We start from the raw sequence: 14,499 nt of genomic DNA, 5'->3' as shown, positions 1-14,499 counted from the left end.
GGCAAAGCCTAGCGCATCAACAGGAAAACGCAACACCATTTGTTGAACATTCATTCAATATTGCTGGACAAAAAACTGTGATCCGTGCCAAATTCGGGGCAATCGGGGACAAGACGCACGGAGCAATTCCAGGAAAGCGTGATGCGGTTCTCCGACCGGAATTGCGGAGAAACAAGCAGATAGGGCAACCGGCGGGAGGTTCGGCGCGCATGAAGGCATGGGACGCGATCGTCATCGGCGGCGGCCATAACGGGCTGGTCACCGCCTGCTATCTGCAGCGCGCCGGGCTGGACGTGCTGGTGGTTGAGAAGAACGATTGGGTCGGCGGCGCGGCCACCAGCCGCGAGCTGACGCCGGGCTTCCTCTATTCCAACTGTTCCTATGTCTGCTCGCTGTTTCGGCCCGAGATCATGCGCGACCTGGAGCTGCCGCGCTTCGGCCTGCAGGTGATCTCCTATGAAGGCGGCGCGGTGTTCACGCGCGACGGCGACTACCTCGCCAACTACCGCGATCATGACGCCCATCGCCGTGAGTTCGCCCGCTTTTCGAAGCGCGACGCCGAGGCCTATGACCGCTATTCGCGCGACGTCACGAGGCAGTGCCGCTTCATCCAGCCGCTCCTGATGCGCACTGCGCCCGACCCGACGAGCTTCAGGCCGCGCGACCTGGGCGAGTTGCTTTATCTCGGCAAGAAATTCGCCGGCATCTCGGCCGAGGAGATGGCGCTGACCTTGCGCTTCTGGACGATGTCGATCTCGGACTTCCTCGACGAGTATTTCGAGACCGACGTCATCAAGGCGAACTTCGCGCTGTCCGGCATCATCGGCACGGCGCTGGGCCCGATGTCGCCCGGCACGGCTTATGTGCTGCTTCATCATTATATGGGCGAGGTCGACGGCTCGGTCGGCGCCTGGGGCTACGCGCGCGGCGGCATGGGCGCCGTCACCAAGGCGCTGGCCGCTTCCTTCAAGGCCAGTGGCGGCACCATCCGCACCGGCGCCGAAGTTGATCACGTGCTGATCAGGAACGGCAAGGCCAAGGGCGTGGTGCTTGCCGGCGGCGAGGAGATTTACGGCAAGCTCGTCATCTCCAATGCCGACGTCAAGCGCACCTTCCTGAAGCTGGTCGAGGAGAAGGAGCTGCCCGACATCTTCCTGCGCCGCGTCAGGAACTTCAAGATCCGCGGTTCGTCCGGCAAGGTCAACATCGCGCTCGATTCCCTGCCCAAGTTCCCGGCTTTGCCGAAGGATTCGCCGGTCTACCGCGCCGACATGCATTTCACCGATTCCATCGAGCGCATGGAGCGCGCCTATGACGACTGGAAGGCCGGACGCTGGTCGGCCGATCCCTTCCTCGACATGATGATCCCGACCACGCTCGATCCGACCATGGCGCCGCCGGGCAAGCATTTCATGAGCTGCTTCGTGCAATACGCGCCGCCGAAGATAAGAGGGGCGGACTGGACCGATGCCGACCGCGACGGCTTCGCCGAAAGCGTGATTGCGCAGATCGCGCAATATTCGCCCGGCTTCCGCGACCGCATCGTCCATATGGAAGTGCGCACGCCGCGCGAAATCCAGGCCGAGGTCGGCCTCACCGAAGGCAACATTTTTCAGGGCGAGCTCACCTTCGACCAGCTGCTCTTTAACCGCCCGGTGCCCGGCTACGCGCAATACCGCTCGCCGCTCAGTGGGCTCTATATGTGCGGCTCCTCCACCCATCCGGGCGGCGGCGTTATGGGCGCGCCCGGGCGCAATGCCGCCGCCGAGATCCTGCGCGATCTTGCCAAGCCAACCCTGCATATGAGCCCGGCCCATGACGTCATCTGATTTGAACTGGGACGCCATCGTCATCGGCGGCGGTCACAATGGCCTCGTCGCCGCCGCCACGCTGGCCAAGTCGGGCCGCAAGGTGCTGCTGCTCGAGGCCGGCAACGAGGTCGGCGGCGCCGCGCGCACCGAGGAATTCGCGCCGGGCTTTCGCGTCTCCACGGTCGCGCATCTGCTCAATCGCCTGCATCCCGATGTCGTGAAGACGCTGGAGCTGGAACGCCACGGGCTGACGGTAGAGCGCGGCGACTTCGTGCCGTCGGTTGCGCTGTCGAAGGACGGCCCGCTGGTGCTCCACGGCGCCTATGGCGAGGTGCTGACGGGCGCCAGCCCTTCGGAACAGTCCGCCTGGAAAGATTTGCGCGCGCAACTGCTGCGCTATGCCGGCGTGCTGAAGCCTTTCCTGTCGCGCCGACCGCCTGATCTTGGCGGCATGTCACTCGCCGATGTGACCGGGCTCGGCCAGACCGCGCTGGCGCTGAAGCGGCTTGGCAGGGAAGACATGCGCGACTTCCTGCGCGTGCTTTTGATGAATGTCTACGACCTGCTCGACGAGCAGCTCTCGGACGACCGGCTGAAGGGCCTGCTTGCTTTCGACGCGACGCTCGGCTCGCATCTTGGGCCGCGCTCGCCGACTTCGCTGCTCGGCCTCTACTACAGGCTGGCCGGCGAAATTGGCGGCCTTGCCGGCGCGCAGGTCCAGCCGAAAGGCGGCATGGGCGCCGTCGTCGCCGTCATCCGCACGGCGGCGGAAAAGGCGGGCGTTTCGATCCGCCCGGCTTCGCCGGTCGCCAAGGTGATCGTCGAAAAGGGCCGCGCCGTCGGCGTCGTCACGCAGGGCGGCGAAACGCTGCAGGCCAACATCGTCGTCTCCGCGATCAACCCGGCGACGACGATCCTCGATCTTGTCGGCCCGCGCGACGTCGATACCGGCTTCGTGCGCAAGGTGAAGAACATCCGCATGAAGGGCGATGCGGCCAAGCTGCATCTGGCGCTGGATCGGCCGCCGCAATTTTCGGGCGTCGACGCCGCCGGCCACAAAGGTCGCCTCGTCGTCGCGCCTTCGCCCGACCATGTTGAGCGCGCCTTCAATCCGTCGAAATATGGTGAGTTCTCGCCTGAGCCGGTGATGGAAATCACGCTGCCCAGCCTGGCCGACCTATCGCTCGCCCCATTCGGCGCCTGCGTGCTTTCGGCTGTGGTGCAGTACGCGCCTTATGCGTTGAGAGAGGGCTGGGGCGCCGGCAAGCCGCGCTTCCTCAAGGCGATCATGGCGCAGCTCGAGACCTATGCGCCCGGCATCGGCGCAACGGTCAGCCACGCCGAGCTTTTGACGCCCGCCGACATCGAGGCGCGCTACCGCATGCCTGGCGGCCACTGGCACCATGGCGAGTTGCAGGCCGACCAGATGCTGATGTCGCGGCCGGTCTCCGGCTGGTCGGGCTACGACACGCCGCTCGAAGGCCTGTTCCTCGCCGGCGCCGGCTCGCATCCGGGCGGCGGCATCTCCGGCGCGCCCGGCCTCAACGCCGCGCGCCGCATCATCGCGATGAAGGGGTGAATATGTTTTTGCAAATCGCTGAAGTCGCGCTCCATGGCGCCCCCCTCTGGCCTGCCGGCCATCTCCCCCACGAGGGGGGAGATCAGCAGCTCGATCTGTCGGCGCTTTTCTTGCGACGTTGGAGATTGGCGAAAGTCAGCGTGACGTCCAATCTCCCCCCTTGTGGGGGAGATGTCCGGCAGGACAGAGGGGGGCGCGAAGGAACGCCGTCATGAATCGTCATGTGAAAACCGACGCCGCCCGCACCCTCGCCCAATCCCACTTCCGCACGCTGCGGCTCGGCACCCCCTTCCAGCCGCGCATCGACGCGCTGGCGCTGACGAACGACTGGTACAACTGGGCCGGCTACCGCGCGCCGCATTCGCTGTGGGACGAGGAGCTCGAATATTTCGCCATCCGCAGCCAGGCGGCGCTCTTCGACATCTCGCCGATGACCAAGTACCGCATCGAGGGCCCGGACGCCGAAGCCTATCTCGACCGCGTCACGCTGCGAGACGTGACCAAACTGAAACCCGACCGCGTCCACTACACCGCCTGGTGCGACGACGATGGCTTTGTCCTTGATGATGGCACTTTGTTCCGGCTCTCGCCGACACGCTTCCGTCTCTGCTCGCAAGAGCGCCATCTGCCCTGGCTGCTCGACAGTGCGATCGGCTATGAGATCAGTGTCGAGGAAGAGACCGAAGCGGTCGCCGGACTTGCGCTGCAGGGCCCGACCTCCTTCGCCATCCTGCGCGAGGCGGGCTTTGCCGGCGTCGAGCGGTTGAAAATCTTCGACCTCGCCGAGTTCGCGCATGACGGCGCTGCCGTGACCATCTCGCGCACCGGCTTCACCGGCGATCTCGGCTACGAATTGTTCGTGCCGGCCGACAAGGCGCTGAGCCTGTGGGACCGGGTGATGACGGCGGGCGAGCTGCGCGGCATCCGCGCCATCGGCTATACGGCGCTGAACCGCGCTCGGCTGGAGGCGGGACTGATCGTCGCCAATGCCGATTTCACGGCTGCCGAGCACGCCATCCGCGCCGACCGCCTTCGCATGCCGGACGAGATCGGCCTCGGCTTCATGATCGATCCGGACAAAGGCCATTTCAACGGCCGCCGCGCCATCCTCGAAGCCCGGACGAAGAAGAAGCTGCGCCATGTGCTGGTCGGCCTGGAGATCGAAGGCAACATCCCGGCCGAGCATGCGATCGTCTACTACAAGAAAAGCCAGGAGGTTGGGCTGGTCAGCGCGGCGATGTGGTCGCCCATGGCCAAGCGCAACATCGCGCTCGCCTCGCTGCAGCGGCCCTATGGCGACACGATCGTCGACGACCTGTGGGTCGAGATTTACGCCATGCGCGAGTTGCAGTACCAGAAGCTGATGAAGAAGGCGAAGGTGGTGCCGAGGCCCTTCATCAGGCTCGACCGCCGCACCGCCAACCCGCCCGCGGACTTTTGACTATGGCAAGCGAAGCGGAAGACCTGGAAGCGGAAGCCGCCGAGCAGTGGCAACTGGTCAACACGCCACTCGGCGAGATGTGGTCCGGCCGCACTCGCTACGCGGCGGCGATGTATTTCTTCAAGCGCGGCGAGATGAACGCCGAGACGCTGGAGGTCTACCGCATCTGCGCCCGGCTCGACGCGGAAAACCCCTTAGCGATCATCCGCGACCGTGGCGTCGGCAAGGAATGGCTGAAGCGTATCGGCTACGACGGATAGACCTGCCTTAGCCTATGGTGCGCTCCAGCACGTTCAACCAGTTCCGATAAGCGATCTTCTCGATCAGCGCGCGCCCGAAACCACGTGCCGCCAGCGCATCGGTGAGCTTCGGCAGACCGGCGACGTCGCCGATGGGGGCCGGGATCATGGCGCCGTCGAAATCCGAGCCCAGTCCGACGCCGTCTTCACCCAGCGCCTGCAACAGCGAATCGATGTGGCGCACCATGATATCAATGCTGGTGTCGGCGTTCATGCGGCCGTCCTCGCGCAGGAAGCCGGTGGCGAAGTTCAGGCCCACCATGCCGCCGGATTCGCGGATCGCGCCGAGCTGCCAGTCGGTCAAGTTGCGCGAATGGCCGCAGATCGCATGCACATTGGAATGGGTCGCGACCAGCGGCGCATCGCTAAGCTCGGCCACGTCGCGAAAACCCTTCTCGTTGAGATGCGAGAGGTCGATCATGATCCTGAGCTGGTTGCACGCCTTGACCAGCGCCTTGCCGGCATCGGTGAGACCAGGCCCGGTGTCGGGCGAGGACGGAAAGCGGAACGGCACGCCGTTGCCGAAGGCGTTGGGGCGGCTCCAGACGATGCCCAGCGAGCGCAGCCCTGCGGCGTGCAGCACATCGAGCATGGCAAGCCCGGGATCGATCGCCTCGACGCCTTCGATGTGGAACACCGCCGCGATCGAGCCCTTGGCCATCGCGTCCCGCACATCGCCGGCGCTGCGGCAGACGGTCAGAGCGCCGGCGCGCTCCAGCCTGAACAAGATCGAAGCCATGCCGATGGTCGAGGTGATCGCCTCGGCCTGCGGCAGTTCCGGCGGCAGCGGTTCATTGTCGCTCGGTGCCGGCGGCACGGCGCTGCGTTTCGACTTTTCGACCGGCGGCGGAAATATCGCGAACATGCCGCCGGCAAAGCCGCCCTTCCTGGCGCGCGGCAGGTCGATATGCCCGCCCGGCGTCCCCTCGATGAACAGCTTTTCGACGTCGGCTTCCTTCGACTGGTAGAGCCGAAGCAGCGTGTCGTTATGTCCGTCGAAAACGGGGATCAGGTCGGTATCGGTCATTAGGGAAGCCATTCAAATCGGAGATGGGCGGGACGACAGGTTTCGTCCGGGCGAACCGTCAACTTAGGCAAGATGACCGGGCGGTGCAAATGCCAAGAGCTTCCCCTTCTCCCCTTGTGGGGCCGCTGCGCGGTCACCTTCTCCCACAGGGGGAGAAGGGAAAGACGGTGCTACCGCTTCAGCACATCCGCCCATTCCGGGTGGCGGCGGAACTGGGCGTTGGCGAAGGGGCAGAGCGGGATGATCTTCTTGCCGGCGGCACGCGCATCCTCGACCGCGCGGGTGACGAGCCGAAGCCCGGCGCCCTGGCCGCGAAAAACATCCGGCACCTCGGTGTGGTCGATGATGAGCTGGTGCTCGCCGATCTTGGTGAACGTCATCTCGGCCTCGGCGCCGCCCGGGCCGCGCAGCACGTAACGCCCCTTGGAGCCGCGGTCTTCCAGTTCGATCTCGGGCAGTTGGTCGGCCATGTTACTTGCCTCCTTCGGCAACGGGCGCCGGCGCGAAAAACCGCCGCGCCGCTTCGATTTCATTCGGCCGAACCTCATGCCCGCCGTCGTGCCATTCCACTGTGACATCGGCGCCGTCGGCGCGCAAATAGGCCTCGAGCCGCGACGTCAAGTTGGGCGGACAGATCGGGTCGCGCCTGCCGGCCGTAATCAGGATGCGGCGGCCGGCAAGGCTGCCCTGGACGCGGGGTTCGAACGGGATCAGCGGATGCATCAGCGCCGTGGCGTCGAACAGGCCCGGCTCGGCGAACACCACCGAGGCCAGGATGTTGCCGCCGTTGGAGTAGCCGAGGCCGAACACCGCCGAAGGTTTTGCGGTCTCGACATGCGCCTTGACGAAGCTCGCCATCTTCGATGTCGCGCGCGCCAGGTCGTCCATGTCGTAGACACCCTCGCCGGTGCGGCGAAAGAAACGGGGAGCACCGTGCTCCGACACATCGCCGCGCGGCGAGACGATCGTCGCCCAAGGCATAAGCTCGCGGCCGAAACCGAGAAGCTGGTTCTCGTCCGCGCCGGTGCCGTGGAGGACGAAGAGCAGCGGGCTGCCCGGCGTACCGGGCAGCACCTTGTGGATGTAAGCGTCCTTGCTCATGGCTTCAGTCTTCCAGCTTCTGCAGATGCTGTTCCAGATAGGGCCGCAGATGCTGGTGCTGCGCCGGCAGCCTCAGCGCCTCGCCGAGATGCGCGGTGTCCTCGTCGCGGTCGAAGCCCGGCTCGTTGGTCGAAACCTCGAACAGCACGCCGCCCGGCGTGCGGAAATAGATCGCCCAGAAATAGTCGCGATCGATGACCGGCGTCACGCCATAGCCCGTGTCGACCAGCGCCTTGCGCACTTCCAGCTGTTTTGCGCGATCCTCGACCGCGAAGGCGACATGGTGCACCGAGCCGGCGCCGAGATTGGCAAAGCCGGCACCCGGCAGCGATTCGATGTCGACGACGTCGGCGCCGTTGCCGTTCTTGATCGCCAGCCGGCGAATATTGCCGGACTTGTCGACCTCCTCATAGCCCATGAATTTCAAAAGCTCCTCGGTGGCGCCGCCGTCCTTCAGCCGCAGCGAAACCGAGTGAAAGCCGCGGATCGCCTCGTCGCCGGGAACACCGCCCTTGACCCAGGGCGCCCGCTTGTCGGTCTTGTCCTCGACGAGCGCGAAACTGTCGCCGTCCGGGCCGGTGAAGGTGAGCCGCTTTTCGCCGAAGCTTTCGGTGCGGGCAACATTGCCCACGCCCTCATCGGCGAAGCGCTTTTCCCAATAGGCCAACGTGCCTTCCGGCACCGAGAATACCGTCGAGCCCACCTCGCCGACGCCGTGCCGGCCCTTGGCGATATCGGGGAACGGGAAATAGGTCATCACCGAACCCGGCGTGCCGACCTCGTCGGCATAGTAGAGATGGTAGACATCCGGCGCGTCGAAATTGACGGTCTTCTTCACCCGGCGCAGGCCAAGCTTTTTCGTAAAGAACTCATTGTTGCGGCGTGCATCGCTCGCCATCGAGGTGACGTGATGCAGCCCCTGTATCTGATTGAGCATGATCCTGCTCCTTCCCTTTGTCCTTGTGCGGCCCTTGCCGCTGTCCACGCCAATATGAGGATGAGCGGGCCGGCGGCAAAGCGGCAAACACAGAATGGACTGTATCACAAAAGTGAACGACAGTTCGAAACATGTCCACCAATCTGTCACCAAAGCTTGGCTTGCAACGCGGGTGATTTCCGTTCCATCTGAACGCTTCCACAAGGAGACGATCTTGGACAATCGCAAGCACCGCCCGAACGTCCTGCTCATCACCTGCGACCAGTGGCGTGGCGATTGCCTGTCGGCGGCTGGCCATCCGGTGGTGAAGACACCGAACGTGGATGCGCTCGCCGCGGAAGGCGTGCTTTTCCGCCGCCACTACGGCGGGGCAGCACCCTGCTCGCCTGCCCGCGCGTGCCTCTACACCGGGCTCTACCAGATGAACAATCGCGTCTGCCGCAATGGCACGCCGCTTGACGCGCGCCATGGCAACATCGCGCTTTCGGCGCGCGCGGCGGGCTATGATCCCACCCTGTTCGGCTACACCGATGTCTCGCTCGATCCGCGCCCGCTGGCGGCCGGGGATCCGCGCCTGCGCAGCTATGAAGGCGTGCTGCCGGGATTCACCGTGCGCCAGGCCCTGCCCGAGCATCAGAAGCAATGGCTGTCATGGCTGCGGACCCAAGGCATCGACACCGGCGCAGGAAGCCCCGACATCCACCGTCCGGCCCGCGGCCAGGCGGAACAGGACGTGAGCAATGCGCCGCCGATCTATTCGAAAGACCAAACGCCGACCGCGTTCCTGGCCGGCGAGTTCATCCGCTGGCTTGGCGAGCAGGAGGCGAGCGCGCCGTGGTTCGCGCATATCTCCTTCATCAGCCCGCACCCGCCCTTCATCGTGCCGGAGCCCTATAACAGCATGTACGATCCGGCCGAAGGTCCCGCGTTCAAACGCGCTGCAAGTTGGCAGGCCGAGGCCGGCAGCCATCCCTATATCGCCTACGATCTGGCCGGGCAGAAGCGGACAAAATTCATCCCCGGCATCGAGGGCATGGTGGCGGACTGGAGCGAGGAGAACTTTCGCCGCATCCGCGCGATCTATTACGGCATGATCTCCGAGGTCGACGCGCAGCTCGGCCGCATCTGGCGGGCCATCAAATCAGCGGGCGCCTGGGACGATACCGTGATCGTGCTCACCTCCGACCATGCCGAGATGATGGGCGATCACTTCATGCTCGGCAAAGGCGGCTTCTTCGACGCCAGCTACCACATTCCGTTGATCATCCGCGATCCGCGCCGGGAAGCCACGGCCGGTTCGTCCGTGGATCGCTTCACTGAGGCCGTCGATATCTTCCCGACCGTGCTCGACCTGATCGGCGCCGCGCCGCAGTGCCACCTCGACGGTCGTTCGCTCGCGCCTTGGCTGGACGGAACGGAACCGGAAGCCTGGCGCGACGCTGCGCATTGGGAGTTTGATTTCCGCACGGTCGCCCAAGGCGAAGCCGAACGCCATTTCGGTGTCGGATCGAACGCCTGCAACCTCGCCGTTATCCGCGCGGCGGACTTCAAATATGTCCACTTCGGCGGCGGCCTGCCGGCGCTTCTGTTCGACCTATCGAGGGACCCAGGCGAGCTGAACAATGTGGCGAACGACCCGGCCTATCTCCCGGTACGGCTCGAGTTCGCCGAGAAGATGCTTGCCTGGCGCGCCGCTCACCTCGATCAGTCCCTTGCCTTGGCGGAACTGACGGAAGATGGAGTGGTGGGGTACGTGAGTGGGCAGTAGGCAGTAGGCAGTAGGCAGTAGAACATTCGTGTCGCTGGGTGGTATGCCAACCCTTCTTTCGCCTACTGCCTATTTCCTACTGCCTATTCCCTTACTTCCTATTCCCTTATTTCAGAATCATCCGCTGCTGGTCGCGGTTGGCGGCATAACTGCTCTTGTCATAGGCCGTTTGGGCCTGCAGCTGCTCCTTGGTGAAGTTGGTGTAGAGATACTTCTTGCCGTTCTTGTCGGTCATGAATTTGAGCTTATCCATACCGATCGCCACTTCCTTGGCGCCGATGCCCAGGAAGCCGCCAACATCGACGATGACCGCGTCCGGCTTGTTGTCGGGCGTCAGCACGACGTCGCCGATCGAACCGATCTTCTCGTCGTTGGCGCCATAGACCGTTGTGCCCTTGAGGTCGTCGACGCGCATGTTGCCCATCGGCATCTCAGTCAGTGTCGACTTATCGATGGAAGCCGTCTTGGTCTGGTCGGTGGCAGCGCCGCTATTATCGGCGGGCTTGTTCTCAGCCGTGCTCTGGGCTGGCGGCGTCGCAGGCTTGTTCTCCGCCGTCGACTTGGCGGGCTCTGCCGGCTTCGCTCCCTTATCGGACGTCGTGCCCGAAGCGACCACCGCAGGCGTGGTCGTTGCCGGCGCGTTGTTCGCGGCCGTCGTCGTGCCGGGCGCCGGATCGTAGGGCTTGCGGTCGAACTCCGGCTGGGCCTGCAGCTGCTCCTTGGTCGTCTCGGCCACCAGCCAGCGGTCGCCGTTCTTCTCCGCCCATTTTGCCTTGTCGAAGTCGAAAGTGACGTTCTTCGTGCCGATGCCGAGGAAGCCGCCGACGCCGATCACCAGCGACTCGGCCTTGCCGTCCTTGGCAAGCACGATGTCCTTCACGTCGCCGATCTTCTGGGCATCGTCCGCAGTGCCGTTATAAACCGACTCGCCCATGATGTTGGTGGCGAGGTTGCCCTCCGCCTTCTTCACCGGCTCGGCCGGTGCGGCCGCGGGAGCCTGGGCTGTTGTCGTGTTGTTGGCGGGCTGCGTAGCGTCGGTAGACTGCGCCGGCGCCGGATCGTAAGGCTTGCGGTCGAACGCCGGCAGAGCGTTCAGCTCATCCTTGGTGGACTTGGCGACCAGCCAGCGGTCGCCGTTCTTCTCTGCCCATTCCAGCTTGCCGTAGTCGAAAGCGACGTCCTTCTTGCCGACGCCGAGAAATCCGCCGACGCCGATGATCGCGGACTTGGCTTTGCCGCCGGAATCGAAGACGACATCGTCAACCTTGCCGATATTCTGTGCATCGTCTCCCGTGCCGTTATAGACGGACTCGCCGATAATATTGCTCATCAGGGCGCCAGCGGCGCGCGGGACCGGCGCCGGATTCTCGGCTGCTGGGGGCTGTGGAGCCGGGGCGGGCGTCGTCTGCGCGAAAGCGCCGGTTGCTAGAAGGGTTGCGATCGCAGTCGTCGCAAAAAGAGTGCGGATCATCATGATGGTCTCTCCTCGTGCCTGATCTGTGCATGACGCTCCTTGGCCAGCCTCTTGACGGCAGGTCGGAAGCGGCGATGTCTACAGGTTCACAACGTTGTGACCGGAGGGTTGTTCCAACCGCAACGCGTTCACGCGTCCGTGGATGGCTGACCTCCCGGCGGAACCTTTGCGGCGGCCTCCTCGTTTCAGCCTGCGGCTGAGGGTCTGCCGGCACAAAGTGACCCGGACACGGAGCGCGATATGCGGTTTGCTGCGGTGCTGAACCAGGACGGCGGCACCCTCCGTACCATCGACATGGAAGCATTTTCCGAAAAGCTGCGTCAGATCCTCGAAGCGGCGGGGCATTCGGTCGAGATCGACATCGTTGCCGGTCGCGACGTCGCCACGGCGCTGGAAAAGGTCATCGCCAGGCGAAATATCGACGTTGTTCTCGCCGGAGGCGGCGACGGCACGATTTCCACCGCGGCATCCCTCCTCATGAACAAGAAGAAGGCCCTGGCCATCTTGCCGGCTGGCACGATGAACCTGTTTGCGCGCGGCCTGGGCATCCCGCAGACATTGGACGCGGCGTTGCAGTCCTTTGCCGACGGCGAGGTGATCGCCGTCGATATGGCGAGCGCCAACGGCCAGCCCTTCGTGCATCAGTTCTCCGTCGGCATGCACGCCAAGATGGTCCAGTTGCGCGAGAAAATGGATTTCGGCTCGCGCGTTGGAAAGATGCAGGCGTCCGTGCGCGCGGCGTGGGCGGCTATCAAGAACCCGCCGGCGCTCAAGGTGAGCCTGAGCATCGGCAAGACCGAGATCGTCGCCCGCACGACCGGCATCGGCATCTCCAACAATCTGTTCGGCGAAGGCCACCTGCCCTATGCCGACAACCCGGCTGGCGGCGTGCTCGGCATCTATGTCAGCGTCGCGCGCCGGCGCCATCATCTGGCGAAGCTGCTGCTGGACATGCTGCGCGGCAGGTTGCGCCAGAGCGCGCATGTCGAAGTGCATCAGGCTGGCAAGGTCGTGCTGAAAATCCGTTCGCCCACCAGGAAGTTCAGCGCGGTGCTGGACGGCGAATTGATCAGGCTTGAGAGGGAAACCACGGTCGAGATTCACCCCGGCGCCCTGAACGTGCTTGTCCCGTCCCGCAATGCGCAGGCGAAGGCGGCGTGATGGAAAGATCAGCCGCCTTGAGTGGATTTCTGCTCGGCGGGCGGCGCCGTCGGCACGTTCTGCTGGGTGGTCGGCGACTTGATCAGCTCGCCGTAGATCTCGACCGCGCCCCACGCGATGAAGGCGAGCAGCAGCCCGGCGATGAGGATTCTGAGGGCGTGCCAGCCCCAATGCCCCTGGCGAGCTTTGTCTTCAGGTACGATCTTGGTCACGATTGGCCTCCATGCTGCGCGGCGGCGGGCGCTTCAGGCACGACATGGTCGGTAACGGATCCTGTTCGGGAAGGTTCCGTGTCGGAAAAGACGCCCCGCAAGCATGCGGCAACCGATTGCGTGTATATGATGGCCGATTGCGTGGCGTTTTGAGGGAATGGTGAGCAGCAAGGCGGATAGTTTGCCAGCGGACGTCAGCCGCGTCGTGATCGATGCGGAGCGGCTCACCCTCCTTCAGGGCCTGGGCGCCATGGATACGGCAACCGATCCGGACTTGGACCGTATCACCGGTCTCGCTGCGGCAATTGCCGAAGCGCCTGTCGCGTTGGTGAGCCTGATCGGCAGCAGTCGCCGACGATTAAAGGCGCGCATCGGCCTCGACGAGAAGGAGACGCCGGCCAGCACTTCCTTCTGCGCCCACGCCATCGCCGCCGGTGACGATCCCATGGTGGTGACCGACGCCACGCTCGATCCGCGTTTCGCCGACAATCCGCTGGTCACGGGCAAGCAGCACATCCGTTTTTTTATCGGCGTGCCGATGATGGTGGCCGGTGCCAGGATCGGTACGCTCTGCGTGCTCGATCGCCAGCCGAGACCGTTTCCGGCCGAGGAAAAGCTGGCGAAGCTGAGAATGCTGGCCGACCTCGCGGCCAGCCTGTTCGCGCTGAAGGACGCCACCCGCGACGGCGCCATCGCCAAGGCGGAACTGGCGCGCGAGGAAAAGCGCCGCGCCATCGCGCTGGACGCCGCCTCACTGGCGAGCTGGGCCTGGGACATACGCACCGACATGATCGAATGCGACACGCTTCTGGCCGAGCTTTTCAACCTGCCGCCTTCGAACCGGCTGAAGGCGCGCGACATCCTGCGCGCCATCGACCCGCGCGACGTCTACCAGACCGAGACGCGTTTCCGCGACGCGCTGAGCGGCAGCGACGACTATTTTGGCGAGTACCGGGTCAAGGGGGTCCATCCACCCCGCTGGATCGCCACGCGCGGACGTGTGATCGAACGCGACGGCGAGGGCAAGCCGACGCTGATCTTCGGCGTCAACTACGACATCACCGAGCGCAAGCTCGGCGACGAGCGGCAGCGCCTCTTGCTGCGTGAGCTCAACCACCGCGTCAAGAACACATTGGCGACCGTGCAGGCGCTGGCGACGCAGACCGTCCGCCACGCTCGCCAGCCGAGTGTGTTCCTGGAGGCCTTCGGTGCCAGGCTGCAGGCGCTCGGCGCCGCCCATAATCTGCTGTCCGACCGCGAATGGCGCGGCATTGGCATCGGCGAATTGGCACGCATCGAGGTCAGGGCTTTCGACACGGGCCGCCAGCCGCGTATCGCGATTTCGGGTCCCGAGCTTCTGCTCTCGCCCGATCAAGCGGTCGGGCTCGGCCTGATCCTGCATGAGCTCGCCAGCAACGCGATGAAATACGGCTCACTCTCCGCGCCGTCGGGAAAAGTCGATCTCGACTGGAAGACGCAAGGCCGCAAAGGCGCGCGCCGCCTGGTGCTGACCTGGCGCGAAAGCGGTGGGCCGCGGGTCGAGCCTCCGGATCGCCAGGGTTTTGGCTCGATCCTGATCCGCCGCAGCCTCGCCAAGGTCATCGACAGCGAGGTGATCCACGAATTTCGCCCGGATGGCGTCTTCGCCGAAATATCGATGCCGCTCGAGCCGTCCTTGAAATGAGCGCT

At 64.6% G+C, this 14,499-nt stretch carries 13 protein-coding genes; 7 read left to right on the top strand and 6 right to left on the bottom strand.

All coding sequences use genetic code 11. The features are described 5' to 3' along the window. Positions 1 to 209 precede the first annotated feature (209 nt). From LB538_RS17760 to LB538_RS17745, 4 genes are all read left to right on the top strand, one after another. Positions 210 to 1,829, top strand: a complete 1,620-nt coding sequence (locus LB538_RS17760) for a phytoene desaturase family protein (protein WP_224527212.1) — start codon at positions 210 to 212, stop codon at positions 1,827 to 1,829. Next, positions 1,816 to 3,390 carry a phytoene desaturase family protein gene (locus LB538_RS17755; RefSeq protein WP_224527210.1) on the top strand — a complete coding sequence of 525 codons (1,575 nt, stop codon included), beginning with the start codon at positions 1,816 to 1,818 and terminating at the stop codon, positions 3,388 to 3,390. The genes LB538_RS17760 and LB538_RS17755 overlap by 14 nt, the downstream gene beginning before the upstream one ends. Positions 3,391 to 3,601: 211 nt before the next feature. Next, entirely contained in the window at positions 3,602 to 4,831 is a 1,230-nt protein-coding gene (locus LB538_RS17750; RefSeq protein WP_224527208.1) for an aminomethyltransferase family protein, read from the top strand. A gap of 2 nt (positions 4,832 to 4,833) precedes the next feature. Then, positions 4,834 to 5,091 carry a hypothetical protein gene (locus LB538_RS17745; RefSeq protein WP_224527205.1) on the top strand — a complete coding sequence of 86 codons (258 nt, stop codon included), beginning with the start codon at positions 4,834 to 4,836 and terminating at the stop codon, positions 5,089 to 5,091. A 7-nt stretch (positions 5,092 to 5,098) separates the two neighbouring features. On the opposite strand, the gene LB538_RS17740 is transcribed toward LB538_RS17745, so the two are convergent. From LB538_RS17740 to LB538_RS17725, 4 genes are all read right to left on the bottom strand, one after another. Then, positions 5,099 to 6,157: a dipeptidase gene (locus tag LB538_RS17740; protein ID WP_224527202.1), complete on the bottom strand. Its 1,059-nt coding sequence runs from the start codon at positions 6,155 to 6,157 to the stop codon at positions 5,099 to 5,101. Positions 6,158 to 6,327: 170 nt separating this feature from the next. After that, on the bottom strand, positions 6,328 to 6,627 hold the full coding sequence (locus LB538_RS17735) for a GNAT family N-acetyltransferase (RefSeq protein WP_095767389.1): 300 nt from the start codon (positions 6,625 to 6,627) through the stop codon (positions 6,328 to 6,330). 1 nt (position 6,628) lies between these two features. Continuing rightward, entirely contained in the window at positions 6,629 to 7,258 is a 630-nt protein-coding gene (locus LB538_RS17730) for an alpha/beta hydrolase (protein WP_224527199.1), read from the bottom strand. A 4-nt stretch (positions 7,259 to 7,262) separates the two neighbouring features. Beyond that, positions 7,263 to 8,195, bottom strand: coding sequence for a VOC family protein (locus LB538_RS17725; protein ID WP_224527196.1), 933 nt, complete (start codon positions 8,193 to 8,195; stop codon positions 7,263 to 7,265). A 214-nt stretch (positions 8,196 to 8,409) separates the two neighbouring features. On the opposite strand from LB538_RS17725, the gene LB538_RS17720 reads away from it, so the two are divergent. Further along, positions 8,410 to 9,963: an alkaline phosphatase family protein gene (locus LB538_RS17720; RefSeq protein ID WP_224527193.1), complete on the top strand. Its 1,554-nt coding sequence runs from the start codon at positions 8,410 to 8,412 to the stop codon at positions 9,961 to 9,963. A gap of 106 nt (positions 9,964 to 10,069) precedes the next feature. On the opposite strand, the gene LB538_RS17715 is transcribed toward LB538_RS17720, so the two are convergent. Next, positions 10,070 to 11,434, bottom strand: a complete 1,365-nt coding sequence (locus tag LB538_RS17715) for a PRC-barrel domain-containing protein (RefSeq protein ID WP_224527508.1) — start codon at positions 11,432 to 11,434, stop codon at positions 10,070 to 10,072. Between the two features lie 243 nt (positions 11,435 to 11,677). Between LB538_RS17715 and LB538_RS17710 the strand changes: the two genes are divergently transcribed. After that, positions 11,678 to 12,598 (top strand): diacylglycerol/lipid kinase family protein, encoded by a 921-nt coding sequence (locus tag LB538_RS17710; protein ID WP_224527190.1) that lies wholly within the window; start codon positions 11,678 to 11,680, stop codon positions 12,596 to 12,598. A gap of 8 nt (positions 12,599 to 12,606) precedes the next feature. On the opposite strand, the gene LB538_RS17705 is transcribed toward LB538_RS17710, so the two are convergent. After that, complete coding sequence (locus tag LB538_RS17705; RefSeq protein ID WP_224527187.1) at positions 12,607 to 12,810, bottom strand: hypothetical protein; 204 nt, start codon at positions 12,808 to 12,810, stop codon at positions 12,607 to 12,609. Positions 12,811 to 12,967: 157 nt separating this feature from the next. Here LB538_RS17705 and LB538_RS17700 point away from each other — a divergent pair, with 157 nt between their 5' ends. Then, the gene (locus LB538_RS17700; protein WP_224527184.1) at positions 12,968 to 14,494 is read left to right on the top strand and encodes a sensor histidine kinase; all 1,527 of its coding nucleotides are present in this window, start codon (positions 12,968 to 12,970) and stop codon (positions 14,492 to 14,494) included. Positions 14,495 to 14,499 lie beyond the last annotated feature (5 nt).

Source organism: Mesorhizobium sp. Ca11 (assembly GCF_020165275.1).
GTDB lineage: Bacteria > Pseudomonadota > Alphaproteobacteria > Rhizobiales > Rhizobiaceae > Mesorhizobium.
Note: the sequence above shows the minus strand (reverse complement) of the source record. Positions and strands in the feature narration are given on the sequence as shown.

Excerpts from the sequence above, each read along its gene's own strand:
- LB538_RS17760 (WP_224527212.1), top strand. The coding sequence starts at position 210 with ATGAAGGCATGGGACGCGATCGTCATCGGCGGCGGCCATAACGGGCTG.
- LB538_RS17755 (WP_224527210.1), top strand. The coding sequence starts at position 1,816 with ATGACGTCATCTGATTTGAACTGGGACGCCATCGTCATCGGCGGCGGT.
- LB538_RS17750 (WP_224527208.1), top strand. The coding sequence starts at position 3,602 with ATGAATCGTCATGTGAAAACCGACGCCGCCCGCACCCTCGCCCAATCC.
- LB538_RS17745 (WP_224527205.1), top strand. The coding sequence starts at position 4,834 with ATGGCAAGCGAAGCGGAAGACCTGGAAGCGGAAGCCGCCGAGCAGTGG.
- LB538_RS17740 (WP_224527202.1), bottom strand. The coding sequence starts at position 6,157 with ATGACCGATACCGACCTGATCCCCGTTTTCGACGGACATAACGACACG.
- LB538_RS17735 (WP_095767389.1), bottom strand. The coding sequence starts at position 6,627 with ATGGCCGACCAACTGCCCGAGATCGAACTGGAAGACCGCGGCTCCAAG.
- LB538_RS17730 (WP_224527199.1), bottom strand. The coding sequence starts at position 7,258 with ATGAGCAAGGACGCTTACATCCACAAGGTGCTGCCCGGTACGCCGGGC.
- LB538_RS17725 (WP_224527196.1), bottom strand. The coding sequence starts at position 8,195 with ATGCTCAATCAGATACAGGGGCTGCATCACGTCACCTCGATGGCGAGC.
- LB538_RS17715 (WP_224527508.1), bottom strand. The coding sequence starts at position 11,434 with ATGATCCGCACTCTTTTTGCGACGACTGCGATCGCAACCCTTCTAGCA.
- LB538_RS17710 (WP_224527190.1), top strand. The coding sequence starts at position 11,678 with ATGCGGTTTGCTGCGGTGCTGAACCAGGACGGCGGCACCCTCCGTACC.
- LB538_RS17700 (WP_224527184.1), top strand. The coding sequence starts at position 12,968 with ATGGTGAGCAGCAAGGCGGATAGTTTGCCAGCGGACGTCAGCCGCGTC.